Origin of the sequence: Enterococcus sp. 2G9_DIV0600 (assembly GCF_002140615.1) — a bacterium.
Taxonomy (GTDB): Bacteria; Bacillota; Bacilli; order Lactobacillales; family Enterococcaceae; genus Enterococcus_D; species Enterococcus_D innesii.
Genome location: NZ_NGLL01000001.1, coordinates 243,013 through 267,291, shown reverse-complemented (window position 1 = coordinate 267,291; position 24,279 = coordinate 243,013). Strand labels below are relative to the sequence as shown.

The 24,279-nt window shown below is 43.7% G+C and carries 25 protein-coding genes; 7 read left to right on the top strand and 18 right to left on the bottom strand.

Annotated elements, in window-relative coordinates:
• Positions 1–51 precede the first annotated feature (51 nt).
• The 8 genes from hpt to pth all read right to left on the bottom strand — a co-directional run bounded on the left by hpt (position 52) and on the right by pth (position 9,156).
• Positions 52–597: a hypoxanthine phosphoribosyltransferase gene (gene hpt, locus A5870_RS01255; protein ID WP_005230750.1), complete on the bottom strand. Its 546-nt coding sequence runs from the start codon at positions 595–597 to the stop codon at positions 52–54.
• A 19-nt stretch (positions 598–616) separates the two neighbouring features.
• Positions 617–2,017, bottom strand: a complete 1,401-nt coding sequence (gene tilS, locus A5870_RS01250; protein WP_086291579.1) for a tRNA lysidine(34) synthetase TilS — start codon at positions 2,015–2,017, stop codon at positions 617–619.
• Positions 2,018–2,117: 100 nt separating this feature from the next.
• Positions 2,118–2,561 (bottom strand): S1 domain-containing RNA-binding protein, encoded by a 444-nt coding sequence (locus tag A5870_RS01245; RefSeq protein WP_005233352.1) that lies wholly within the window; start codon positions 2,559–2,561, stop codon positions 2,118–2,120.
• Positions 2,562–2,635: 74 nt separating this feature from the next.
• The gene (locus A5870_RS01240; RefSeq protein ID WP_086291578.1) at positions 2,636–3,082 is read right to left on the bottom strand and encodes an FtsB family cell division protein; all 447 of its coding nucleotides are present in this window, start codon (positions 3,080–3,082) and stop codon (positions 2,636–2,638) included.
• 83 nt (positions 3,083–3,165) lie between these two features.
• Positions 3,166–3,432: an RNA-binding S4 domain-containing protein gene (locus A5870_RS01235; RefSeq protein WP_005230745.1), complete on the bottom strand. Its 267-nt coding sequence runs from the start codon at positions 3,430–3,432 to the stop codon at positions 3,166–3,168.
• Positions 3,419–5,050, bottom strand: coding sequence for a putative polysaccharide biosynthesis protein (locus A5870_RS01230; RefSeq protein WP_086291577.1), 1,632 nt, complete (start codon positions 5,048–5,050; stop codon positions 3,419–3,421). The genes A5870_RS01235 and A5870_RS01230 overlap by 14 nt, the downstream gene beginning before the upstream one ends.
• Positions 5,051–5,065: 15 nt before the next feature.
• Complete coding sequence (mfd, locus tag A5870_RS01225) at positions 5,066–8,584, bottom strand: transcription-repair coupling factor (protein ID WP_016608449.1); 3,519 nt, start codon at positions 8,582–8,584, stop codon at positions 5,066–5,068.
• A gap of 11 nt (positions 8,585–8,595) precedes the next feature.
• Positions 8,596–9,156 carry an aminoacyl-tRNA hydrolase gene (pth, locus tag A5870_RS01220; RefSeq protein ID WP_086291576.1) on the bottom strand — a complete coding sequence of 187 codons (561 nt, stop codon included), beginning with the start codon at positions 9,154–9,156 and terminating at the stop codon, positions 8,596–8,598.
• 355 nt (positions 9,157–9,511) lie between these two features.
• Here pth and A5870_RS01215 point away from each other — a divergent pair, with 355 nt between their 5' ends.
• The 3 genes from A5870_RS01215 to A5870_RS01205 all read left to right on the top strand — a co-directional run bounded on the left by A5870_RS01215 (position 9,512) and on the right by A5870_RS01205 (position 12,618).
• Positions 9,512–10,495: an L-lactate dehydrogenase gene (locus A5870_RS01215; RefSeq protein WP_005230720.1), complete on the top strand. Its 984-nt coding sequence runs from the start codon at positions 9,512–9,514 to the stop codon at positions 10,493–10,495.
• 269 nt (positions 10,496–10,764) lie between these two features.
• Complete coding sequence (locus tag A5870_RS01210; RefSeq protein ID WP_086291575.1) at positions 10,765–12,162, top strand: L,D-transpeptidase family protein; 1,398 nt, start codon at positions 10,765–10,767, stop codon at positions 12,160–12,162.
• Positions 12,163–12,318: 156 nt separating this feature from the next.
• Complete coding sequence (locus tag A5870_RS01205; protein WP_086291574.1) at positions 12,319–12,618, top strand: hypothetical protein; 300 nt, start codon at positions 12,319–12,321, stop codon at positions 12,616–12,618.
• Between the two features lie 63 nt (positions 12,619–12,681).
• Here the strand turns inward: A5870_RS01205 and A5870_RS01200 are convergent, their stop codons facing one another.
• Complete coding sequence (locus A5870_RS01200) at positions 12,682–13,050, bottom strand: winged helix-turn-helix transcriptional regulator (RefSeq protein WP_086291573.1); 369 nt, start codon at positions 13,048–13,050, stop codon at positions 12,682–12,684.
• Between the two features lie 97 nt (positions 13,051–13,147).
• Between A5870_RS01200 and A5870_RS01195 the strand changes: the two genes are divergently transcribed.
• The 3 genes from A5870_RS01195 (at position 13,148) to A5870_RS01185 (ending at position 15,038) form a co-directional block, all read left to right on the top strand.
• On the top strand, positions 13,148–14,026 hold the full coding sequence (locus A5870_RS01195) for an aldo/keto reductase (RefSeq protein WP_086293367.1): 879 nt from the start codon (positions 13,148–13,150) through the stop codon (positions 14,024–14,026).
• A gap of 39 nt (positions 14,027–14,065) precedes the next feature.
• Positions 14,066–14,548 (top strand): VOC family protein, encoded by a 483-nt coding sequence (locus tag A5870_RS01190; RefSeq protein WP_005233337.1) that lies wholly within the window; start codon positions 14,066–14,068, stop codon positions 14,546–14,548.
• A gap of 160 nt (positions 14,549–14,708) precedes the next feature.
• Positions 14,709–15,038: an SdpI family protein gene (locus A5870_RS01185; protein ID WP_077452392.1), complete on the top strand. Its 330-nt coding sequence runs from the start codon at positions 14,709–14,711 to the stop codon at positions 15,036–15,038.
• A 201-nt stretch (positions 15,039–15,239) separates the two neighbouring features.
• On the opposite strand, the gene A5870_RS17460 is transcribed toward A5870_RS01185, so the two are convergent.
• From A5870_RS17460 to A5870_RS01160, 5 genes are all read right to left on the bottom strand, one after another.
• Positions 15,240–16,097, bottom strand: a complete 858-nt coding sequence (locus tag A5870_RS17460) for an IS3 family transposase (RefSeq protein ID WP_236596275.1) — start codon at positions 16,095–16,097, stop codon at positions 15,240–15,242.
• A 35-nt stretch (positions 16,098–16,132) separates the two neighbouring features.
• Positions 16,133–16,825 (bottom strand): helix-turn-helix domain-containing protein, encoded by a 693-nt coding sequence (locus A5870_RS17455; protein ID WP_086291571.1) that lies wholly within the window; start codon positions 16,823–16,825, stop codon positions 16,133–16,135.
• A gap of 74 nt (positions 16,826–16,899) precedes the next feature.
• The gene (locus A5870_RS01170) at positions 16,900–17,595 is read right to left on the bottom strand and encodes a YoaK family protein (protein WP_077452393.1); all 696 of its coding nucleotides are present in this window, start codon (positions 17,593–17,595) and stop codon (positions 16,900–16,902) included.
• Positions 17,596–17,658: 63 nt separating this feature from the next.
• On the bottom strand, positions 17,659–18,174 hold the full coding sequence (locus tag A5870_RS01165; RefSeq protein WP_086291570.1) for a VanZ family protein: 516 nt from the start codon (positions 18,172–18,174) through the stop codon (positions 17,659–17,661).
• 228 nt (positions 18,175–18,402) lie between these two features.
• On the bottom strand, positions 18,403–19,383 hold the full coding sequence (locus A5870_RS01160) for an aldo/keto reductase (RefSeq protein WP_086291569.1): 981 nt from the start codon (positions 19,381–19,383) through the stop codon (positions 18,403–18,405).
• 319 nt (positions 19,384–19,702) lie between these two features.
• On the opposite strand from A5870_RS01160, the gene A5870_RS01155 reads away from it, so the two are divergent.
• Complete coding sequence (locus tag A5870_RS01155) at positions 19,703–20,284, top strand: histidine phosphatase family protein (RefSeq protein WP_081119252.1); 582 nt, start codon at positions 19,703–19,705, stop codon at positions 20,282–20,284.
• A gap of 243 nt (positions 20,285–20,527) precedes the next feature.
• Here the strand turns inward: A5870_RS01155 and A5870_RS01150 are convergent, their stop codons facing one another.
• The 4 genes from A5870_RS01150 to arcC form a co-directional block, all read right to left on the bottom strand.
• On the bottom strand, positions 20,528–21,025 hold the full coding sequence (locus A5870_RS01150) for an arginine repressor (protein ID WP_077452397.1): 498 nt from the start codon (positions 21,023–21,025) through the stop codon (positions 20,528–20,530).
• Positions 21,026–21,106: 81 nt separating this feature from the next.
• A complete protein-coding gene (locus A5870_RS01145; RefSeq protein ID WP_086291568.1) occupies positions 21,107–22,558 on the bottom strand; it encodes a YfcC family protein in 1,452 nt (483 codons plus the stop codon).
• A gap of 44 nt (positions 22,559–22,602) precedes the next feature.
• Entirely contained in the window at positions 22,603–23,292 is a 690-nt protein-coding gene (locus tag A5870_RS01140) for a Crp/Fnr family transcriptional regulator (protein WP_086291567.1), read from the bottom strand.
• 42 nt (positions 23,293–23,334) lie between these two features.
• The gene (arcC, locus tag A5870_RS01135; RefSeq protein ID WP_086291566.1) at positions 23,335–24,270 is read right to left on the bottom strand and encodes a carbamate kinase; all 936 of its coding nucleotides are present in this window, start codon (positions 24,268–24,270) and stop codon (positions 23,335–23,337) included.
• Between the last annotated feature and the right edge of the window lie 9 nt (positions 24,271–24,279).

Genomic DNA, 24,279 nt, shown 5'->3' with positions numbered 1-24,279 from the left:
TTTTATCAATCCTGACCATTTAATTGTATCACAATTGATTTAGAACAGTCACTAATTTGACTGATAAACACTAGGTTTTAAGACGCCAACGTAAGGTAAGTTTCGATATTGCTCTGCATAGTCCAGTCCATATCCAACAACAAACTCATTTGGCACATCGAAGCCGACGTAATCAGCATCGATCTCAACAACACGGCCTTCCGGCTTATCTAATAACGTCACGATTTTCACTGATTTCGCTTTACGGTATTTGAATAGATCTACCAGATAAGCCAACGTGCGACCGCTGTCAATGATGTCTTCAACGATCAAAAGATCGCGGCCCTCAACATTTGTATCTAAATCTTTGATGATTTTGACTTCTCCAGATGAAATCATGGCATTGCCATAACTCGAGACATCCATGAAGTCTAACTCCAAGTAACAATCCATCTCACGAACGATGTCTGCCATGAAAGGAACGGCACCTTTCAGTACACCTACGACTAGAGGATTTTTATCCGCATAAGCCGCCGTTAATTCTTGACCAAGTTCCACACAACGATTTTTGATTTCGTCACGGGAAATCAAAATTTTCTCAATATCTTTATCTAGCATAAAGTTCTCCTTCCAACTCTTACTTCTGATATTTATAAAGAAGTATGTAGTGTATTTTATCAGTTTCTGGCGCAATACTCAAATAGGAAAATGCATGAGGTAGCAAGGCAATCACCTGTTTATCAAGGTTTGTGACGACCCAACTTTTTTCTCGCTCTTCATTAGGAATTTTTGAATCGATAAAAAAACGACTGATCTTTTTGGTCAGGCCACGCGCCAAGCGGATTCGGTCTCCCGGCTGACGCTTACGTACGATCAGCTCAGAGGAATAGTTTAGCGGTAAATCTTGGGAAAACTCTGACCAATTTGTGATTTTTTTGGGAATATGCTGTTCATTTATCGGAAAATACCCAATCCATTCCTTTTCAGAAAGATAGATCCCCTCCCCTAAAACCAGACGCTGACTGACTTCTGTCAACGGCGTTGCAGGCTTTTGGGAAACAGCTACAGGTTCCAATAATAATTGGTCATAACTGCGCCGCAACTGCCACTGTTTGTGCAATGCCAATTGCCATTGCCCTTTCTTTTCGTCTAGCAGACGCAATAACTGCGGCAGCTGTTTTTGATTGAGTGGCTGCTTTGTAAAAGCTTCTGCTTGCTGCAAAATCCCAGCATAGAAAAAATAGCGCTGCGCCGGCGAAAACTTCGGCAGCTGTTGCAGATCGATCACTAAGCGAGCAGCTTGCTGTTGAACGAACGCAGACAACCATTGCTGCTGCTCTTGCTGGATCATCTGATTGGCGAACTGCATTTCTACAGAAAGCTGTTGAAAATGTGGCAGCAGTTGCGGATTTTCCGCTTTTAATGCCGGCACTACTTGCTGGCGTAGTCGATTTCGCAAATACAGCGGTTCGTGATTGCTTTCGTCTTCAAAGTAGGGAATCTGCTGTGCTTGCGCATAGTCGTAAATCGCTGCCTTACTGACACTAAGCAGCGGCCGCAACAGGACTCCTGTGTGAAAAGGCTGCTGCTGCTGCATCCCGCCAGCCGATTGCAAGCGGCCTTCTCGCATCATCTTCATCAGCATCGTTTCTACTTGGTCATCATTGTGATGGGCAGTCAGCAAAACATCATAGCCTTCTTGGGACATGACATCGGCAAAAAACGTATAGCGAAAGTCGCGAGCGCTAGCTTCTACGCCGGTTTCTGGCGGATTTTCCCAACACCGCTCATAAAAAGGAATGCCGCGTTCCTGGCAGTACTGCCGTAAAAAAGCCGCTTCCTCAGCAGATGCTGGACGCAATTGATGGTTCACATGTGCCACGCCAAAACATGGCTCTTTTTGCATTTCGGGAAACAACTGACAAAAGACCTGCAACAAGACCATCGAGTCGACGCCCGTCGATACCGCCAGCAAAAAGCGGCGTTTTTTTTCCGGATCGATAGCAGCGATTTGCCCTCGAACGGTTTGAATGACCATCTTATGACCTCCTTTTCCTTCGGTAGACCCACAAGAAAGAAAGCTGAAACAAAACGAACCAACAGTTTTGTTCCAGCTTTTTCCAACTTGCTATTCATGTTTAGTTACGGCGTCCGCCGCGGCCACCGCGTTTTCCTTCTGTATTTCGACGTAATGATGAAAGACGATCATCACTATCTTTTAGAAAAGAACTCATCAATGAATCGAAGTCTTGTTTATTTACATTCGTAGTTTGATTGCGTGAAAAAGATTTTTTCGGATTTGGTCGATTGAATTCTTTTTTCGGGTATTCACGTTTTTCTTCCGGCTTATCTTCTGCCTTGCGGATCGATAGTCCAATTTTCCCATCGTTGCCGATTGCCGTAACAAGTACTGTCACTTCATCCCCAACAGACAACACGTCGTGAATGTCTTTGACGAATCCGTTTGATACTTCACTGATATGCACCAAACCAGTTTTCCCTTCACCAAGATCAATGAACGCACCAAAATTTGTAATACCAGACACTTTGCCCTTTAGTTTCGCTCCAACTTCGATTGACATATAAAAAATGTTCCTCCTAATTTTTACCCATTTAAAATAATTCAAACTACTGCGCTGAGTAGGTATGACATTGCTTAATCTTGTGACTCTGTGGATGATGATTCTTGCTCGCTTTGTGAAGAGCCTTCATTCGTGCTCTGAGAATCCGTTCCGTCCGGCAAGACCGGATAGATCTTTTCGCCATCTTTTGAATAGAAGAATCGGCTCCGGGCCAATTTCGCTACATATTCATCGTCTTTCAGTAAGGCAACATCCCGCTCCAACGAAGCCACTTTTTGTTCAGCCTCTTTTTGTTCAGCGACTGTTTCCGCCTTATATTCCTTTAGCTTTTGCAGGCGCATTTGATCGTTGAACATCTGAATGCCTACGATCGCAAATATCGCTAATGCCGCTACGAAAAACGCCACCAGCCGACGTCGACGAAACACGACTTGCCGCCGCTCTTTTTCAAACTTGGCAAATTGCTCTTTCGCATAATCGGTCTGCAATAGTTCTATTTTTTTATTTGATTCTTTTGCCACCTGAACTCGCTCCCGTCGCTGTCTTTGTTTTTTACATTATACCAACATCCGCAAAGCTTGTCTAACTGAAAATGCCGTAAAAATCAAGCATTTTCTGAGATTCTTTCCTCTGAAACGATCTCATACATTTTTGCAGCGTCTTCTTTTTTCGTCGATTCATGCAATTCATTGACTTTTACTTCCAAGACCTTATTCCCGAATTGAATGCGCATAGTATCGCCTACTTTGACGTCACTGCTTGACTTGGCTAATTTGCCGTTGATCTGAATTCGTCCCTTGTCTGCCACTTCTTTGGCCACAGAGCGACGCTTGATGATGCGGGAGATTTTAAGAAATTTATCTAATCTCATGTTTTTCACCTCTTCTTAATAGTTTCTTTCCAAATGGAACTAACAGCCATTCGCGAATCGTTAACAATTTGATTTTGATCGCTGTCCCGATAAAGGCTGCGCCTCCCAGACCGACACCGCCTAGGCAAAAAAGCAACGCCTGTAGTCGATGGGTCAAAGGACCGTTCAATAAGATTGCCACGAAGCTATAATATAAGAATAGCACGCTTGCCATGATCCCTAAACAAATAAATAATTTTTTTCCATAATTTCCTTCATACCAAAAGCGATTGATGCTACTTTGTGCTCGACGCTGTTCGGAAACCACAAAACAGCATAAGGTCGCGCCTAACCCCAACAGCGTACTGATACTTGCTCCTGCAGTCCCATAAGAAGCGGTCAGCGGCCACATCGATAGACATTTGACCAAAAGACCGATCCCCGCAGCGAGCAAGCCGAAGGTATAGGTATTGCGACTTTGTTGAATACTTTGATAGGCTTGGATCGTCGCCATCAGAGCGATGGAAAAGACAAACAATACCAGCGCCGCATTGCCAGATCCGTCTTTGAATAAGGCAAAGTTGATATAAGGCAGCAAAATCGCTAAGCCTACGGCGGAAGCCGAAGCAATCCCGATCGTTAGGCGTAAATACATTTTTGCCGACTTTTCAAACAGCTGCTGATTTTTTACCGTCAAATACTTGGTCAATGTTGGCAAAAACGTCGAACTCAACGCCATCGCCACCACAAGACCTAGTTGGACGAGGGGTTGTCCTCGATCATAGATCCCTTTCGAAATCCGAGCTGCTTGTGCCGTCAACCCACCTGCTTCCAGTGCATTGGTCAACAAAAACGAATCCGCTAACTGGAACAAGATCAAATAGCCGCTATAAATCGTCAACAGACCGCCTTCTAAGAAGAACCGTTTTTTCAAGGAGGCTGATAAAACAGCAGTGTTTTCTCCTGTACTAGTGACTGGTTTATGCCATAACGATAAGCGTTTGCCGTTGATTTGTCGGCTATAGTAACTTAAAATCCACCACGCCGCAAGCCCCCCGACTAAGGCACCCATCATGGCGACAGTCCCCGTTTGATAAACCGTCCAACCCAATTGCTGGAAAGCTGCCGCAGCACCTAAAATCACCCCGACTCTAAGGAGCTGCTCTACGACTTGGGAAACTGCGGTTGGCACCATTTGTAAATTTCCTTGAAACATTCCTCGATAAAAGGTCAAAGGTGGGACAAACAAGAAGGTAAAGGAAACGACTCGAATCAAGCCTGACAGTTGGTAGTCCCCCATCACTTGCGCGATTGGACCGGCAAATAAAAAGGTCATAGCCCATAAGCCGATCGCCGACCAAAGCACATAAGGCGTCAAAGCTTGTAGCCGTTCCTTGCTTTTCAAAGGATCGGGTTCTTCAGCGACAATGCGGGAGATAAACTGTGGCAAACCTGACAACGCCAAAGTCATTGCCAATCCATAAATCGGATAGACTTGTTGATACACATAAAACCCTTCGTCCCCTACCAGGTTCTGAAAAGGGACCCGATAAACGGCACTTAAGATTTTTGCGATAAAGGAAGCGATCGTTAAAATAAACGCCCCTTCCATCGTACGCTTCAATTGTGATTTCGGCATCCCTCTGGTTCCTTTCTAGCCTTGACTGGCGTATTTTTGTTCCCGTAATGCTTTGACAAAATCTTGGATTTCTAATAGCCAGGTGCTTTCTTTCATCACTGGTGGAATCTGTAATTTGATGGTCATTTGCTCATGATCGACACCCATCGTGGCTTTTAATTTAGTGGCTTTTAATGCCTCAAACAGCTGCTCCACCGAATAATTTTTCGTGCCGACTTTACTCAAAGTAAACGACACCGTCTGTTGCTGCTTACGGATAGTTTCTAACAAGGCGCGATCGCCGTTCATCTTGATCTCGCCCACCGTTAAGAGGTGCGCCACTTCAACAGGGTATTCTCCAAAACGGTCTAACAAATCATCTTGAAGTTCATCGACTGCTTCTTGGGATTCCAACTCACGAATTCGTTTGTAGATCTCGATTTTTTGCCGTTCATCTTCAATATACGAAGTCGGCAAGTAGGCATCGATCCCCAGATCAATCTCAACAGTCGTTTTCTCTGTTTGGGTATTTTTCCCTTGCTTACGGGTAACTGCTTCCGACAGCATTTGCGAGTACATATCAAATCCGACTGCATCGATAAAGCCGTGCTGTTGCGCCCCCAATAGATTTCCCGCTCCCCGAATCGAAAGATCGCGCATCGCGATTTTGAATCCTGAACCTAACTCCGTAAAGTCCTTAATGGCTTGTAGTCGTTTTTCACTGACTTCGTTCAACACTTTTTGCTGTTCATACATGAAATACGCATAGGCGACTCGATTGCTCCGACCGACACGGCCGCGCAACTGATACAACGTCGAAAGCCCCATGTAATCGGCATTTTCCACAAACAACGTATTGGCATTGGGAATATCCACACCGGTTTCAATGATCGTCGTCGTCACCAACACATCGTATTGCCCTTCAATAAAGTCAAACAGGGTATTTTCCAATTGGATCTCGGTCATTTGCCCGTGAGCATAAGCGATTCGTGCGTCTGGCACTAACGCCTGCAGTTCTTCGACTTTTCGCTCGATCGTATCGACACGATTATAGAGATAAAACACTTGCCCTCCCCGGGCCATCTCCCGTTGGATCGCTTCTCGCACCGCTCCTGGATTCATCTCCATCACATAGGTTTGGATCGGGTAACGATTTTCCGGTGGTGTTTCGATCACAGATAGGTCCCGCACACCCAGCATTGACATATGCAATGTTCGTGGGATCGGCGTTGCCGTCAACGTCAACACATCGACTTGCGAACGCAGTTGTTTCAAGCGCTCTTTGTGTTTGACCCCAAAACGTTGTTCTTCATCGATCACCAACAAGCCCAAATCAGCAAACTCGACATCTTTTGACAATAATCGGTGGGTCCCCACCAAAATATCGACTTGCCCTTTGCGCACTTGCTCGATCGTTTCATTCTGCTGTTTTTTCGTCCGAAAACGACTCAGCACCCCAACATTGACGGGGAATCCTTCAAAACGATCGACCATCGTTTCATAGTGCTGCTGCGCCAAGATCGTTGTCGGCACTAAGAAAGCCACTTGTTTGCTTTCTTTGATTGCTTTAAAAGCAGCCCGCAGCGCCACTTCTGTTTTCCCAAAACCGACATCTCCGACTAACAAGCGGTCCATCGGTTTTTCTTTTTCCATATCCCGCTTGATCTCTGCCGTACTGCGCAGTTGATCATCGGTTTCCGAATACGGAAAAGCATCTTCAAATTCTTTTTGATAGGCATCGTCTGGTTGAAAGGCATAGCCTTTTTCCGATTCGCGTTTGGCATACAATAAAATCAAATCATCTGCGATGTCTTCAATTTTAGCCGTCACTTTGCGCTTGGTCTTCGCCCACTCACTGCCGCCTAATTTATTGATTTTCGGTGTTTTCGACTCGGAAGCCACATATTTCTGAATCAAATTCAATTGGGTGACTGGAATAAAGAGCTTGTCTTCGTTTTGGTACAAGATCGTCATGTAATCTTGGTGGACGCCATCGACTTCTAAGGTTTCCATGCCGATGTACTTCCCGATCCCATGATTCGCATGGACGACATAATCGCCGGCTTTTAACTCATTGTAGCTTTTGAGACGTTCCGCATTGGTGACATTTTGCCGGCGGGCTCTTTTTTTGTTCATCTTTTGGAAAATTTCTTTTTCCGTAACCACCACTAGCTTGTCTTGCGGCATTTCAAAACCGCTTTGCAAACGTTCCACCACGATTTGGGTGCGTCCCGTAAACAGACGGTCTTGTTGCGTCTGCACGGCATAGATATCATGATCTCGCAGATCTTGCTCTAACTTCTTAGCCCGTTCTTGGTCACTGACCAGAAAAATCACCGTTTGCTGTTGCTTCTCCCAGCGATCGATCTCAACTTTCAAGAGACCCATTTGGCTGAAAAACTGCTGCATCGGCCGGTATTGGAATTGATGGATCGCTTGGAAGCGAATGTTCCCCATTCCTTTTTGGAATAAAGAAAAGAAGCTGGTCACAAAGGTTTCTTTTTGCAGCAATTGATGGACATCGATCCCGAATTGCTGTTCAGAAAAGACCCGCAGTTCCGCTAATTTTTGGGTATGCCACTCCGCTTCTTCCCGTTCGATCTCACGATTGGTCTCCATGATCCGGGCATAATCATCGATCATTAAAAAGGCATCTTCAGAAAAATAATCTAAGACACTTGTTTGCTGACGATAAAGCAAATCCGTGTAATAGCGGGCACTTTCACCAGGAATCCCCGCTTGCCATTGGGAGGCCAATTGGCCGAAATAGTCTTCTAAAAAGGCACGATCGGTTGCTTCTTTGGTGACTGCCAACCGCTTGTTCAATAATTCTTGCAACTGCTTTTGCCCCGCAGCTAAATCTTCCGCTGAGAAAACTAATTCAGTAGTGGGTAAAATAGCCACTTGTTGCAGCGTTTCCACTGAGCGTTGCGTTTCCACGTTGAAAGAACGCATCGAGTCGATTTCCACATCGAACAACTCGATCCGTACGGGGTATTCGGCATTTAATGGGTATATATCGAGGATGCTTCCACGAATACTGAATTCGCCGGGTTTGCCAATCATTGACTGCCGTTCGTAACCCATCAAGATCAATTGTTGCGGCAAACGCTCTAAATCGATCTCATCGCCAATCTGCCATTGAAATTGGTTGGCTAACCAGGTTTTCTTTTCAGGCAAATACTTTCGCAAAGCCGCCACCGGCAACACATAGATCCCGGTTTTTCCTTGCGAAACAGCATTCAGCGCGGCCACTCGTTCTTCTCGTGCTTCTGGTGAAGAAAAAGCCATTTCGGCTGACAACACTTCATCCACTGGAAAAACATAGACATCTTCCGTCACATTGCGCAGATCTTCGGCTAGTTGATTTGTATAATAGAGATTTGGTGTCACCACGATCACTTGCTTTTGAAATGCCTGATACACACCGGTGATCGCCAATGTTTTTGCCGATCCAGCTAGACCGGTCAATAATTGCCGGGGGGCCTGTTCACGTAAACCTGTATGCCAAGCCGCCACTGTCGGCACTTTATTTATTAATTCAATTAAATCCATCTCGGCCCTCCTTAGTTAAATCGATTCATTGTGGCAAGAAAGTCGCCGTTGGTCAAGTAATCACTACTTGCCTCGACCGCTTTATCAATACTTTGTAAAACGATCGGCAGATCGTCTTTTGCAAAAGGACTCAGGACATGATTGACCACGGTTTGTCCCTGTCGCGGCCGATCGATCCCGATTTTGATCCGGTCAAAGACTGTCGAATCCAAGTGAGCGATCAAACTCTTGATCCCATTGTGACCACCTGCACTGCCTTTTTGGCGCAAGCGGATTTTCCCTAATGCTAAATCAAGGTCATCATAGACCACCACTAATTCTTCTTGGTAGATGCCAAAATAGGTCATCAACGGACCTACCGCACGACCCGATTCATTCATGAAGGTTTGCGGTTTGACCAAAAGAATTTTTTCACCCTTCAAGAAAAACTCTGCCACCTCTGCTTCAAAAGCCGACTTTTTAAAGGTTGCTTGGTACTTTTGTGCCAACGCATCCACTACCATAAAGCCAACATTATGTTTGGTTTTTTCATATTTTTTGCCGGGATTTCCCAAGCCTACAATCATTTTCATTTTTTAGTTACGCTCCATTATTTCTAGTTTCAAGCTGATTCTTCATCTATTTTATCGGTTTTCTTATCCAAACACAAAATACTGGGCACACAAATGCGCCCAGTTCTTTTGCTTAGGTAATTATAACACGAAATGGACTGTTATGGTGGCGTCCTCTTGCTCAGTTTTTATCTTTCTTAACGAATCTTAATAAAACGTTGGTATATCTTCTTTTTGACGTAATAACAAAGAAAGCATTTACAACTGAAACAGTGATATTTTGTGTAATATTGTTGTGCAAATCACATGACAAATATACTTGAAAATGGTAGGATGATAGCGAGTAAAACAATTATGCGGAAGGAATGATACACAGATGACTGCAAAAACGAACAAAAAAGATCACCAAAAGGTAATTCTTGTTGGAGACGGTGCGGTTGGTTCTAGTTACGCGTTTGCGCTGGTGACCCAAAACATTGCGCAAGAAGTCGGAATCATTGATATAAATACAGCAAAAACAGAAGGCGACGCAATTGACTTGTCCCATGCTTTGGCCTTTACTTCCCCTAAAAAAATCTATGCCGCTTCTTATGAAGATGCACATGATGCTGATTTAGTCGTTATTACTGCTGGTGCGCCTCAAAAACCAGGCGAAACCCGTTTAGATTTGGTTCATAAAAACTTGAAAATCAACCGGGAAGTAGTTACCCAAATCGTTGATTCAGGCTTTAACGGAATTTTCTTAGTTGCAGCAAACCCAGTCGATATTTTGACTTATTCTACTTGGAAATTCTCAGGCTTCCCGAAAGAACGCGTTATCGGTTCAGGTACCTCATTAGACTCTGCCCGTTTCCGTCAAGCATTGGCTGAATTGGTCGATGTCGATGCCCGTAACGTCCATGCCTATATCTTAGGGGAACACGGCGATTCAGAATTCCCTGTTTGGTCTCATGCCAACGTAGCTGGCCTACAAATCTATGAATGGGTCAAAAATAACCCAGACATCGATGAAGAAGCCATGGTCAACATTTTCTTCAGCGTTCGTGATGCAGCCTACACCATCATCGAGAAAAAAGGTGCGACTTTCTATGGGATCGCAGTAGCTTTAGCACGGATCACTCGTGCGATCTTAGACGATGAAAATGCTGTCTTACCACTATCTGTGTATATGAATGGCGAATATGGTTTAAACGACTTGTACATCGGTGCGCCTGCAGTCATCAACGCCCAAGGGATCCAAAAAGTGATTGAGATCCCATTGACGGATGGGGAAAAAGACCGGATGGCCGCTTCTGCAAAACAATTAAAAGATATTCTTGATGAAGCTTTTGCAAAACTAGATGCAGAAGACAATCAATAATTTCTTTCACTTCGTTTAGCTAATCAACCATGCAACTGAACGAACCTTACAGCTTACTCTTTTTCAGAACAATTTGATCAAGATGACCTGCTGCCGGTTCGTTCAGTTTTTTTATGCAATGAAATGCTTTTCTACAGCTTAGCTAAAGATAGTTTAAGAATTTTCTATTTTTCATGGAAGTTTCATTTGCCATATTCGCTTTCCTGGGGGAATATGGTATGATTTAAGCGTTATTATCTATTATGCCATTAGAAAAAAGGAGTAGTTGAATGACTCGTTCAAACAAACATACTGACGCCAAGAACAATACCAAGAAAATTGTTCTGATCGTTGTGGCTGCTTTATTAGTAGTGATCGCTGGCGGCTATACCTACCGAAGTACATATTATGCAAACCGTTTTTTACCAAAGACTGAAATTGAGGGCATCGATATCAGCAACAAAACCGTCGCTGAGGCCAATGCCCTGCTGCATGACCGCTATTCGCAAGAAGATTTCACCATCAAAGAAGGCGATAGCGAATGGAAGACAATCAACCTTGCTCAATTTGGTTTACAGACGGATTTCACCGATGAGCTACAATCGTTAAAAGATGAACAGAACCAGTGGAGTTGGGGAATGGCTTACGTTTCTGCTGCAGAAGAAAAAACACTGGATAATCTCTCGGTAGATCAAGATACGCTAAACAGCGAAACAGACACGATTCAAAAGGAACTAGAAACATTAAATGAGGATCGTACCAAGTCTGCCGATGCAACATTGGAAAAAGGCGAAGACGGTTTTTCTATCAAACCAGAAGTTGACGGCGATGCCATTGATGTGGACAAAGCAGTGGCTGACTTACAAGAAGCCATCGTCAGCGGCGAAAAGGAACTAAATCTCGGCGATTACATCACAAAACCAAGTGTGACCGCTGATGATCCTGATCTAACCAAAGAAATGGATTCGTTGAATAAAATCGCCAAAGTAACCGGCAATTATACGATCAACGGAAACACGTTTCAAATTCCAAGAGAATCGATCATGGATTGGCTCTCTTACAAAGATGGCAACACCACGATCGACGAAGACAAAGTAAGAAGCTATGTCGCTTCGATCGGTGAGCAATACAACACCAGCACCAATTCTTCGACCTTCAAGAGTACCAAACAAGGCGAAGTAACAGTTCCAGCCGGCACCCTCAGCTGGACGATCCAAACCGATGCGGAAACAGAAGCATTGATCGAGGCGTTAAAAGCCGGCGAAGACTTCACCCGCACACCGATTGCTCAAGGAAGCACCGATGCTGGCAGCCCGTTATTTGGCAACACGTATATTGAAGTTGATTTGAAAAACCAACACATGTGGTATTACAAAGATGGCGAGCTGGTGCTAGATACGAAAATTATCTCTGGGAAACCAGCTACACCAACGCCAACTGGTGTCTTCTATGTCTGGAACAAAGAAGAAGATGCAACCTTGACCGGTGAAGATTATGCGTCCCCTGTTGATTACTGGATGCCGATTGATTGGACCGGTGTCGGAATCCATGATTCTGATTGGCAAACGGAATACGGTGGTGATCTTTGGAAAACCCGCGGCTCTCACGGCTGTATCAATACTCCGCCAGGCGTCATGAAAGAATTGTACAGCAAAGCCGAAGTCGGGACACCCGTGATCGTGATTTAACCGAAAAAAGAGTCAGACCTTTTTATAGATGAACCAAAAGCTGCAAAAGAAAATTCTTTTGCGGCTTTTTTTGTTATTTCCCCCATGTTCCTATTTACAAAGCGTCATTTAATTAATATACTTAATTAACTACATTAATTAATAAGAAGAATCATTTTGGTAAAAGTCGTCTTCATCGATCGTTCTACTTTGGCTGGAAGTTTGATTAAAATTTTTGCCCGCAACATCCAAATGCTTTCTGAGGATCAAATCAGCGTGACGGTTCTGACACCGGAACGACTAGCAAGTTATCGTTTTTCGCAAGAAAAAATCGTTTTGGTCGACCCCTTGCTTTCTTTAACAGATCCAATGATCCAACAAGCTATCCCACCGCGCATCAAACGCCTGTCGTTTCCTGTCAATCATTACAGCGGCATGAATACTGAAGCCATTCTAGAATTGATCCAACAAGCATAACCTAAAAAGGCCGACGGAAACCAATGGTTTCTACCGGCCTTTTCTCATGCCACTTGCCCTTTGCTAGACCATCGCTTCTTCTTGTTCTAACAAAGTAACTTGCTCTCCTTTGTCTTGCAGCGCGGCGACGTGCATCGTCCCCCACTGGCAAAGGGTATCCAATAAGCCGCCTAACGTTTCTCCATATTCACTCAAGGAATACTCAACTTTGGGTGGTACTTGATTATAGGACTTGCGGGTAACGATATCAGACTCTTCTAATTCCCGCAATTGCTGCGTCAACATTTTTTGACTGATGCCAGGAATTTTCCGCCGTAAATCACTAGGACGCAATTCCCCATGGCGTAAATTACAAAGAATGATTGGTTTCCATTTCCCGCCGATGACATCCATTGTTGCTTCTACACCAATATTATAAATTTTTTCTTCCATTTTTTTCACCTCATCATGTTTGCTCACATACAAAAGTTACCAAAAGGTGTGTATCAAACAAAAAAGTACGTACTATACAACTTTACCTCCTCATTATATGATGATTACAGAAAAAAATAAAGGAGATGTTTTTATGATCGAAAAATTATCGGATACCGTTACACTGAACAATGGCAGTAAAATCCCCGGTTTGGGGTTAGGTGTCTTTCAAATCCCTGAAGCTGAAACAGCAGAGGTCGTGAAACAGGCCATCGTCAATGGGTATCGCCTGATTGATACGGCGGCTATCTATGGCAATGAAACAGGAACAGGGAAAGGAATCAAACAAGGCTTACAAGAAACGGGGTTGTCTCGTGAAGAACTCTTTGTCACTTCCAAACTTTGGAACGATCATTTAACTTATGATGAAATGATCCACGCCTTCAATGAAAGTTTGGCCCGCTTAAACCTCGAGTATCTCGACTTGTACTTGATCCATTGGCCGGGAAATCAGGCATTTCAAGAGTCATGGCGCGCATTGGAAGACTTGTATGCCGCAGGAAAAATCAAAGCAATCGGGGTCAGCAACTTCCAGATTCATCACTTGGAGCAATTATTGGCCGTTGCTAAGGTCGTTCCTGTCGTCAATCAGATCGAACTGCATCCCAAACTGACGCAGCATGACCTGCGGAACTTTTGTGCTGAAAAGGGGATTGCGATCCAAGCCTGGTCACCTTTGATGCAAGGCAAACTGCTGACAGATGACACCGTCTTGGCGATCGCCGATGCACAGCAAAAATCAGCGGCACAAGTGCTTTTACGCTGGGCTATCCAACAAGGAATCTTAGTCAATGTCAAATCGACACACCCTGAGCGAATGATCGCCAATGCAGCGATTTTTGATTTCCGTTTATCAGAAGAGGAAATGGCCCGCTTGAACACATTAAATGAGGACCTGCGAGTGGGTCCAGATCCAGACACATTCGATTTTCATTAATCACACTATATACTAAACAAAACCTTAGGAGGAAGTAGAATGACAAACACAAACACAGGATTTTCAATGGTGAACCACGTGGGAATCACCGTCAGCAATCTCGAACGTTCCATCCAATTTTATGAAGCATTAACTGGAAAGAAAATCGCCAATCAAGATACGATCGGTGGCAAACGCATGGCGCAAACGCAAGGTTTAGAGGATACATTGATCAAATACGCCAATCTTCATTTAGACAATCTCAACATCGACCTTTTAGAATACGTCGAACCAAAATCCAACAAAGCTAGCTATTCCAATGAGCAAATCAGTGCCATGCATCTTTGTTTTGAAGTCGAAAATATTGATGAAGCCGTTGCTCGTCTAAAAGCCATCGGGGTTGAACCTGACGGTACCCCAATCGTTTTTGAAGAACAAGATGGTTTAAAAAGCGGCTTCGGGACAGGAGTTGCCTACTTTACAGATCCAGACGGTACCAATCTTGAACTGATTGCACCAAAAGGACCATTTCAACGCGGATAATTGAAAAAGGGATGGCGACTTATAGCGCCCTCCCTTTTTATTTACGCAAAACTATCTATTTTTTCAATAGTTCACCTTCATAGAACTCTTTACAGCGAGTACAATAAATAGATAATCCTCTTTATTCGCTGGTTTCCCAACAAACCTCGCTTGAAAGGAAGTGATCTCGATCGATATTGGCCTTTTGTTGTTGATTTTTACGGGGATTTTTTTCATCGTCTTCCTGTTCTTTTACCGAGAAGAACCCAATTATATCTTCGGCTTTCGCACCAAGCGCAGTACAGCCAGTGTCAGCAATTGGCGTTTTTCCCAGCAGTGGTTCTCCCTTTTGGCGATGCTCTTTCTAGGTGGGGTCATTGTGCTGCAGCGCAACGAGCTGATTGAAGAGAAATTTTACCAGCTAGCCGTCCTTGGCAGCTATCTTCTAGCAGCATTGCTGGTAGAAATAGCGCTTTATCTCAAAGATTCACGCGCGAGCACCAAAAAGTAAGACAAAAAAGACATACCGGGGAATGCTGGGCTCCCCGTCAAGTGGACAATGAAATAGAATAAAATTATTTTGACGACTGTCTACCGAAATTCGGTAGGCAGTTTTTATGTTTTTTACTTTGTTTAACCTCAACTTTGCTCGACTGGCCTCCTTCTTGGTTAAGCGGATTTATTCTATTCGCTTGTCCAAGAGGGGGAGTGATTAAGCTGCCATTAATAATTCTTGATGAACTTGGATCGGTGTTTTGCTCTTCAAACATCGTTGATAGCGACCATTGTTGTAATAGTTCATGTATTTCTCGATCATTTCAACGAGACTTTCTCTACTGATAAACTTTCGCCGATAATATTTTTCTCGCTTAAGCATTCCCCAGAAGCCTTCCATTGGACCATTATCGGTACAACGGGCGACACGAGACATACTCTGCTTCATTTTCGCTTTCTTTAGCTTTGTGCAAAAAACTTTACTTGTATATTGAAATCCGCGATCGCTATGAAATAGCGGATGAGCGGTTGGTTCGGCGGCGACTGCTTGATCGAAGGTATCAAAGACTAATTTATTGTCATTTTTGTCGCTGATGACAAATGAAACAATGCGACGATCGGCGAGATCGAGAATAGCGCTCAAATAGATTTTCTTCACTTCAGCCCCTTCATAATACTTGAATTCACTCACATCTGTTAGCCATTTTTGATTCGGTTGATCCGCATTGAACTTTCGATTCAAATAATTTTTCGCAATATGATACGGAGTCTTGGATGCCTTAGTGATACTATTGCCTGAATGCTTGATGGTTGATTGGATTTGAAGTTTGCGACAGATTCGAAGAATACGCTTGTCATTCACTTGAAAGCCATAATCATTCACGAGATCTTCACAGATTCTGCGATATCCTTTATCGTTGTCTGCTTCATAAATATAACGAACAAGGTCAGCCAACTGTTCATTCAATACCACTTCAGGCAGTTTGGGATTTTTTAACCAACGATAATAGGCCGATCTTGTGACATGGAGCAGGGTACACATGGTGTTAATTGGATAGCTTTTTGTCTCGTGCAGCTCTTTGATCGATTGGTATTCAAACGTATGACGAACTAATTCAAATCCCGCCTCCTTTCTAACTCGCTGACTTTTTTTAACAGGTCATTTTCCATTTCAAGCAACTTGATCCGTCGTTCTTGTTGAGCCAGTTTATCGCGCATTTCTTCTTCGGGTGTTCTGGCAGGTTTACTTCCCGCTCGTTGCCCTCGACGGTCTTCTAAGCCTTTTTCTCCCATCTCGTCGTATTTCAACACCCAGTTCCGAACTTGTTGGTAAGAGACTTGGTACTGAATCGCGGTTTTCCCATAGTCTCGACCGTTGATAATACAGTCATGCACAATTTTAATTCGTTCATTCAATGTTGTTTTTCTGGATTTACTCATTCTACTTCCACCACTTTCTGATTTGAAGTTTCTATGAGTATTATATATCTTTAACCAGTCTTCTAATTGTTTTTTGTTACGAAGCCCGTATTTCTTGGCGACAGCTCTTAAGCTACCATGTGTTCCAGCTAAATAATCATGGACCGCATTCAGTTTCAACTCTGTTGAGTATGATTGATTCCTTTTTGTAGGGAGTAAACCTGTGGGTCCTTCATTCTCATAAAGAGTGATCCACCTTTCTATCGTACTGAAACTTACTTGTGCTTCTTTGGCCAGGCTATTTATGCTAGCTTCATTTCTTAAAGCTCTTTCTACAAAAGCTAGCCGTTTTTCTGAACTTAATTTCATTTTTCCTCTAGACATACAAACTCCCCCTATATAAGCCACTTTATATTTCAGTGTCCTATATAGGGGGAGCATATCAGAATGTCTTTTTTCTATTCTTTATTTTGACTGTGGATCGTGATTCCCAACACCAGGGCTAAAATTCCTGAAACCACCCAGATGGTCCGGTGGAATAAGAAAATTCCTAGCAAGCTGCTTAAAACCGCCCCAAAAAAGAAACCGCCGATGATCAAGGAAATAGAAATGATCTTGGGTGTCACTGATCGGTCCTGCTTAAACCAGCGCAAATACAAGTAATCAGCCAGCGAACGTAAATTGCCAGTGGTCATCGTGGTGGCATAGGGCATCCCTGCCAAGCGCCGATAGGCGGCATATTGAATCGCTGCAAAAAAAGATAATCCGGAATCAACCAGGACATTGGGTAAAGAACGCGCAAAAAAGCCCAGAACCAAAATACCGATTGCTTCAAAGATCAACGCAGCATTTTGCCAAACGATCCAACCACCAGTCGGAAAATGATGTTGCAGATAATTCGTCACCACGATCCCCACTAAAAACATACAGATTGGTGGCAGATACCGAAAGGCTTGTTCAAACTGCCCCGTTGAAAGATTGATCCCTAACAAAATAACATTCCCCGACTGCATGCTCGCAAACACTTCACCGTGAAAGAGATAGGTATAGGCATCTAAAAAGCCGCCAGCCATCGCGAGAAGAACCCCCACCGGCAAACTTTCATGCACGACAAACTCGGTTTTGCCTTTGACACTACTCAAACTTTTTTCCATTGGTTTCGCCTCTTGTTTTTTATACTTTCTAACAGCATAACGCTTAAAAACGCCGACAACTCGTTATGTTTTGCGGCGTTTAGGTGACTTTTTCGATAGCTGACAAATCAACCACCCCAAAAGAACGGCGGTCAGTGCTCCAGCTGAATCCAGCATGACATCTTGAAAAAGCGGCGTCCGTCCTCCCGTCAGCATTTGATGGTATTCATCGATCCCAGCATAGCCGGTGGCTGCCAACCAAGCAAAAAAAGCGGCTAGCCAATACGGCATACGGCGATAAACGAGCACGAAAAACAAACTGCCCCCTAGGACAAAATAGGTAAAGAAATGTGCGCCTTTACGAATGAAAAATTCCACAAAGGAGAAATAGCCTTTTTCCGCAATACTGATCTCCGAACCAGCATAGTAAAAAGAAATCTTCTCTAGCCACTCTTTCAATGGTTCATTTTTTAAGATTCGTGAAAGCAACCCGATTTGCGATTGCTGCTCATAGGTTTGTGAAGAGCTGATAAAGAGGATGACCATGACCGCAACTGCGATACAAAAGTAAAAATTCGGTTCTTTCAGTAATTTTTTCATAATTTTCACTCCTCATTTTCCTATCTTACCATTTTCATTTGGTGATGCAACTGTTTTTCAAAAAGAGCGTTCTATTGATCCTTCAGCGTTTCGATGAAAAACGATCTTCCTTTAGAGTCTCTCTTTCAAAGCGATTCCTCAAAAAACATAAAAAAGTATCTGAAACAGCTTTTCATGCCATTCAGATACTTTTCTAATTTCTCAGACCATAACCTAGAAGGAAACGAATTATTCAAACCCAACGATTCGATGAGGAACATAAGGCTCCTCGAGATATGCAATATCAGCGGGATCCAAAGCAATGCCTGTCGCCTTAACTGCTGTTTCAACATGAGACATTTTCGTCGCGCCAATCACTGGTGCTGCCAGAGTTGGTTTGCTGAATAACCAAGCTAGAGAGATTTCTACTCGACTGACACCATAGCGACTAGCCAATTCTCCAACGCGGTCAATAATCAGTTGGTCTTTATCTGCGGTTTCGTCATATTTGGAGCGAGCAACCTCATCAGTCACTAACCGTTTTGATGACTCATTGTTGCTTCTGGCCAAACGACCAGAGGCTAATGGACTGTACGGTGTAAGAGCGATACCTTCTGATTCACAATAAGGAATCATTTCTCTTTCTTCTTCACGATAGATCAAGTTTAAATGATTCTGCATAGAAACGAATTTGGTCCAACCATTTTTCTCAGCAATATAATTGGCTTTTTGAAATTGGTAAGCATGCATCGCTGATGCGCCAATATAGCGAGCTTTTCCTGATTTGACCACATCATGTAAGGCTGCCATCGTTTCTTCGATCGGTGTGTTGTAATCCCATCGATGAATGATGTATAGATCAACATAGTCTGTTTGCAAACGTTTCAAGCTCTGATCTATTTGGGACATGATATGTTTCCGAGAAAGTCCACCGCCATTAGGGCCATCAAACATTTTCTGATGTACTTTTGTTGCCAGCACGATTTCATCCCGTTTAGCATAGTCTTTCAATGCTGCACCTAGAATCTCTTCACTACGCCCGATTGAATAAACATTCGCCGTATCAAAAAAATTGATTCCCAAGTCAAGTGCCCCTTTAATGATTGGACGGCTGTCAGCTTCTTCCAAAACCCATTTGTGTATCCAATTGACTGGGTCACCGAAACTCATCGCACCTAAACAGATTTTGGAAACATCCAAACCCGTATTGCCTAATTTGGTATACTCCATTTTACTGATCACTCCCCACTATTTTCTTTGTTAGCTGAATTTTAATTCAAACAAAAAGCGATGTCTATTGCTTAAAAAACGCCTTCCTATGCTTTTTAGGCATAGACTTTCTGGCGATTAGGTGATCACTTGATCTTTCCTAAGATAAGTGATGTATCCACTTAATAAATAGTCTGCTCAAAATTACGCAGCTAGAAACAATGCTTATCCATTTTTTAAGGGTTCAATATGGCTTTTGTGGTCACAAAAAAACAAGGCTTGTTCCCCTTGACTTCAAGTACACTCAAACAGCTACAATAGTAAAAAAGGAGTAATGATTATGAAGCGGTTATACTTAATGCGCCACGGAGAAACTCTTTTCAACAAACTTGGCAAAGTACAAGGATGGTGTGATTCTCCCCTAACGGAGACCGGCAAAGAGCAAGCCCATAAGGCAAAAGCTTACTTTGCAAGAAACCAACTAACTTTCGGCCATGCAGTAGCATCGACTCAAGAAAGGGCCTGTGACACACTAGAAATAATTTGCGGGACAACCGACTATGAGCGCCGAAAAGGATTGAAAGAAATGAATTTTGGTCTATTCGAGGGAGAAAGTACCCACTTGCAGCCGAAAGGACCAAAAGCTTACGAACATTTTTATCAATCCTTCGGCGGAGAATCTGCTGCTGAAGTTCGCCAACGAATGTTTGCCGAGCTTGTAGATATCATGACCACTACCAAAGCTGACAATACCTTAGTTGTCTCCCACAACGGAGCAATCTTTTATTTTTTCAAACACTTATTTCCAAATGAAGTTCCCCCTTTACGATTGGCTAATTGCGGTTTTATGGTCTTTACTTATGAAAATGGCCACTTTTTTTATCTCGAGACCGTTGATCCTACAAGATCAGTGACCAACTGATTCAATAATACCGTCTCCTTTCAGCACTCTCCCATAATAACCAACTGCTGTCGTGACCTTCCTGCTTAACCATGTTCTACCTATAAAAAAAGTGCGTCGAACCTATCTCTGTTCGACGCACGGATTTTTTCATCATTCACTAGTCAGTAAAAACAGCTTTGTTCATCCTTATAGAGCTGACATACTTCTTTTGAAACAACTTAAGCGACACATCGCTGCCTACCTGCAAGTTTTTGCTTATTTTCAGACCTGTGGTTCATCCTTGAAGAGGCTTGTACCCATCTCATAGCCCTCGACATAATGATTTAAGCGGCGAACGACGGCTTCAGCAGCAGCTTTTGAAGGGGTAATGATCAATAGGATATCAAAACCTGCGATGGTACCGGCGATCTCCGGTAGCTCCATCTCATCTAGGTAGTTGGCGATGACATCTGCTCCATTTCCCGCAGTATGCACCACCACCATAAACTCGACTTGCGTGATCGCTTTTAAATATTCATACATAGAAAAAGCAATTTTGTCCTCCAAATTGCGCTCTTTTGATTCAAAAATCGAATAATAAGGACGACCATTTTTCGCATAGGTTTTGGCAATATTCATTTCTCGCATATCACGGGAAATCGTCGCTTGGGTTGCTGTAACGTTTTCTTGTTTTAATAAGTTCATCAATTCTTCTTGAGATTCGATACGGTGTTCCGCAAAAAGACGTTTGATGATCACTTGACGCTCTTTTTTCTTCATTTGTTCAATCAGCTCCTCTCAGATCTTATTAAATAAGCAGAACCTCTCACTCAGTGGGGGAGCAGCAAGACAGATTGCCTATCATAGGAAGAGCATCGAGAAGATCAAGATCAGCAGATTCGAAACCCCAATCACAAGTAACGGTTTGCGCATAAAGCGGGTCCAAGTGGAATAGTTGACCCGAGCCAGCTCCAATCCCCCCATCACGACGCCAGAAGTTGGTGTGATCAAATTCACTAATCCGCAACCAGCAGTAAAGATCATCACCATAACGTTCGGATTGAGTCCGATGCTTTGCGCCAAGGCCCCCATGATTGGGATCGATACATACGCTAGTCCGGAAGTTGATGGAATCAAGAACGATAAGAGCAAATACAAAATGTAGGCGCCAATCACGAACAGGACGGGCGATAAGCCTTCTAAAAGATGAGAAGCCCGATCCAAAATAAACAGATCCAAGTAGGTCGTCTGCATAATATAGGAAGCACCCCGTGCCACAACGATGATCAAGACCACTGATAAAATGTCTTTGACCCCATCAATAAAGTTGGTCACGATTTCTTTTTCTGAGAACCCTTGAATCAACGCGATAATGATACTGATGTAGAAGAACCACATGGCCAAATCACCAAAATACCATTCACCGAAGCTATTGCCGGTCAAAAAGGCGGTCCAACCGTCAAACACATGGATATCAAAGTCGCCCCAAGGAATCAAGGAAACCACCATGATCACAAAGGATAAGCCAAAAATCGTCAAAATCAGGCGATGTTTTTGCGTAAACACCAAGGCTTCGTTCGTGTCTTTGACAAAATGTTCTTCCATTTCTTTTTGCTCTTGCAGCGATAAGATCGTCGACCCTTTGTCAGCTTTGACTTTTTTGGCATAAGACATCACTACAAAGATACAGTATGCGGTCGTGACTAACCAAAGCATTGCCCCGACTACTAAGATCGTGCCGTTGTTTGGGGCAATATCGATGCTTCGCAAGGCATCCATCGCAACGCCGGTCGCAAAGGGATTGACGGTGGAGCCAATCACGCCAGCTCCAGCACCCAGCATAACGGTTCCTGCTGCGACGATCGTATCAAAACCTGATGCCACCATCGTGATTGCTAATAAGGAATAAAAAGGAATCGTTTCTTCCGCCATTCCATAAGTGGAGCCGCCGATCGAAAACAGGATCATTAAAATCGGAATCAAAATCAACTCATTGCCTTTGAGTTTTTTGACCAAATGTTGAATCCCGGCTTCCAAAGCGCCTGTTCGCGTGACGATATTCAAAAAACCACCTAAACAGAGAATAAACACACAGATCTCGATCGCATCACGAAATCCGTTAAAAGGCGCCATAAAGAAATCAGAAAACTTGGCACCTACCACTTGGCTGACCATCTCTTCTTGGCCTGCTGGTAAAGAAGGCGCAAAAGGCTGCCCTGCTAAAAGCCAGGAAGCGACCGTCAAGGCGATAATGATCAGAAATAAGATACTGAACGATGTCAGCGACTTTTTTTCTTTTTGCTTTTTTTTCATCTGTGTTCCCCCTTTATTGAATCAATCCTATTTGCTGCCAGCCATTATTTGGCAACATGAGAAAAATAATCCTGGTCATAAATAATGAGTTCTTTGTAGCGATAGTAAATCTTTCTTTTATGCACGAGCGCCTTGAGCGTTTGACTGACTGTCTCTCGCGTCGTTCCACTGTACTTGGCTATATCATTGATAAAAACGGGAAAAGGGATGCGAATCTGCTCACCTTGTGTCTGCCCATGCTCGATCATCAAAAGACCAATCGTATTGACGACTCTTGTTTGCGCACTGGAGGTGACACAATACTCGACACGGCGTCTTTGTTTTTCCAATTGACGGCTCAGTTGCTGATTGAGCCACAGCAACTGACTTGTAGACGAAACAACTAGCGGTTCAAACAGCGACATCGCTGCAAACTGCACGACAATGTCTGTTGCAGCGAATGCCGATACATCATAGTTGTCTCTTTCAAACAAGCCAATCAAAGGAAATAACTGATCAGGCCCAACAAAATCTACATAACAATAGGAATCAGTTCCGTCGGTTTTTTCGATCCGCACAAGTCCTTCTATCACGAGGAATATCCGATCTCTTACGTCGCCTTCATAAAAAAGTACCTGGCCTTTTTTGTACGTACGGCAGTAAATATGCTCTTTCAACCGCTGCTGATTTTCTTCTTCCAGCCATTGAAAGCTGTTCACTCTTGTTGATGGATCTTTTATTTGGTGGTCGATCATTTTTCTCACTCCAATGTTTTGGGTCTTGCTTTGCTGCTTCGCTTATTTCCAGGTGATCTGCGTACCAGCGTCTTCGATGTCCGCCAGCTTGTCTAAAGAAGTAATCACTGCCTGTTTTTCCGCCCCCATTTTGACAAAATTCAAAGCGGCTTGCACTTTCGGCAACATACTACCTGGTGAAAAATGGCCTTCATCGACATAGGTTTCCAATTCAGCGGCGGTCACATGATCCAACCACTGCTCATTTTCCTTACCAAAGTTCAAAGCGATTTTTTCTACGCCCGTTAAAATGATCAGCTGATCCGCATCGACTAATCGAGCCAATTTTTCAGAAGCAAAATCTTTATCGATCACGGCTTCAACACCCAGACCATTGTCTAACACGGGAATGCCGCCGCCTCCTGCACAAATGACGATCGTGTTTTGTTCAATCAGCGCTTTGATGCTGGCAACTTCTTGGATCGCTTGTGGTGCAGGACTGGCTACGACTTTCCGCCAACCACGACCAGCATCTTCACGATAGATGGCATCTGTTGCCGCCATGGCTTCTTTGGCAGCCGTTTCCGTTAAGAAAGGCCCGATTGGTTTTGTCGGATGGGCAAATGCTGGATCTTGGGCATCGACTGTAATTTCCGTGACCACAGTCACCACCGGCTTCGCTATTTGAGCGGCTTTCAACTGGATTCTCAGCTCATTTTGCAACCAATAGCCAATACTGCCTTGGGTCATGGCGACACAGGTATCTAAAGGCATCGCTGGATTTTTACTAGAATCGCTCGCTTGCTGCTGCAAAACCAGGTTTCCCACTTGGGGCCCATTCCCATGGGTAATGATCAAATGAACGTCTTTTTGGATCAGGGGAATTAAATACTCGACCGTCTGTTTAAGCCGCTCTTTTTGCCCTTTGGCACTGGCATCTTCTGCTAAGATGGCGTTGCCGCCAAGGGCGACAACGATCGTTGGTTTCTTTTCACTCATCTGCTCACT

Excerpts from the sequence above, each read along its gene's own strand:
- hpt (WP_005230750.1), bottom strand. The coding sequence starts at position 597 with ATGCTAGATAAAGATATTGAGAAAATTTTGATTTCCCGTGACGAAATC.
- tilS (WP_086291579.1), bottom strand. The coding sequence starts at position 2,017 with ATGGTCATTCAAACCGTTCGAGGGCAAATCGCTGCTATCGATCCGGAA.
- A5870_RS01245 (WP_005233352.1), bottom strand. The coding sequence starts at position 2,561 with ATGTCAATCGAAGTTGGAGCGAAACTAAAGGGCAAAGTGTCTGGTATT.
- A5870_RS01235 (WP_005230745.1), bottom strand. The coding sequence starts at position 3,432 with ATGAGATTAGATAAATTTCTTAAAATCTCCCGCATCATCAAGCGTCGC.
- A5870_RS01230 (WP_086291577.1), bottom strand. The coding sequence starts at position 5,050 with ATGCCGAAATCACAATTGAAGCGTACGATGGAAGGGGCGTTTATTTTA.
- mfd (WP_016608449.1), bottom strand. The coding sequence starts at position 8,584 with ATGGATTTAATTGAATTAATAAATAAAGTGCCGACAGTGGCGGCTTGG.
- pth (WP_086291576.1), bottom strand. The coding sequence starts at position 9,156 with ATGAAAATGATTGTAGGCTTGGGAAATCCCGGCAAAAAATATGAAAAA.
- A5870_RS01215 (WP_005230720.1), top strand. The coding sequence starts at position 9,512 with ATGACTGCAAAAACGAACAAAAAAGATCACCAAAAGGTAATTCTTGTT.
- A5870_RS01210 (WP_086291575.1), top strand. The coding sequence starts at position 10,765 with ATGACTCGTTCAAACAAACATACTGACGCCAAGAACAATACCAAGAAA.
- A5870_RS01200 (WP_086291573.1), bottom strand. The coding sequence starts at position 13,050 with ATGGAAGAAAAAATTTATAATATTGGTGTAGAAGCAACAATGGATGTC.
- A5870_RS01195 (WP_086293367.1), top strand. The coding sequence starts at position 13,148 with ATGATGATTACAGAAAAAAATAAAGGAGATGTTTTTATGATCGAAAAA.
- A5870_RS01190 (WP_005233337.1), top strand. The coding sequence starts at position 14,066 with ATGACAAACACAAACACAGGATTTTCAATGGTGAACCACGTGGGAATC.
- A5870_RS17455 (WP_086291571.1), bottom strand. The coding sequence starts at position 16,825 with ATGTCTAGAGGAAAAATGAAATTAAGTTCAGAAAAACGGCTAGCTTTT.
- A5870_RS01170 (WP_077452393.1), bottom strand. The coding sequence starts at position 17,595 with ATGGAAAAAAGTTTGAGTAGTGTCAAAGGCAAAACCGAGTTTGTCGTG.
- A5870_RS01165 (WP_086291570.1), bottom strand. The coding sequence starts at position 18,174 with ATGAAAAAATTACTGAAAGAACCGAATTTTTACTTTTGTATCGCAGTT.
- A5870_RS01160 (WP_086291569.1), bottom strand. The coding sequence starts at position 19,383 with ATGGAGTATACCAAATTAGGCAATACGGGTTTGGATGTTTCCAAAATC.
- A5870_RS01155 (WP_081119252.1), top strand. The coding sequence starts at position 19,703 with ATGAAGCGGTTATACTTAATGCGCCACGGAGAAACTCTTTTCAACAAA.
- A5870_RS01150 (WP_077452397.1), bottom strand. The coding sequence starts at position 21,025 with ATGAAGAAAAAAGAGCGTCAAGTGATCATCAAACGTCTTTTTGCGGAA.
- A5870_RS01145 (WP_086291568.1), bottom strand. The coding sequence starts at position 22,558 with ATGAAAAAAAAGCAAAAAGAAAAAAAGTCGCTGACATCGTTCAGTATC.
- A5870_RS01140 (WP_086291567.1), bottom strand. The coding sequence starts at position 23,292 with ATGATCGACCACCAAATAAAAGATCCATCAACAAGAGTGAACAGCTTT.
- arcC (WP_086291566.1), bottom strand. The coding sequence starts at position 24,270 with ATGAGTGAAAAGAAACCAACGATCGTTGTCGCCCTTGGCGGCAACGCC.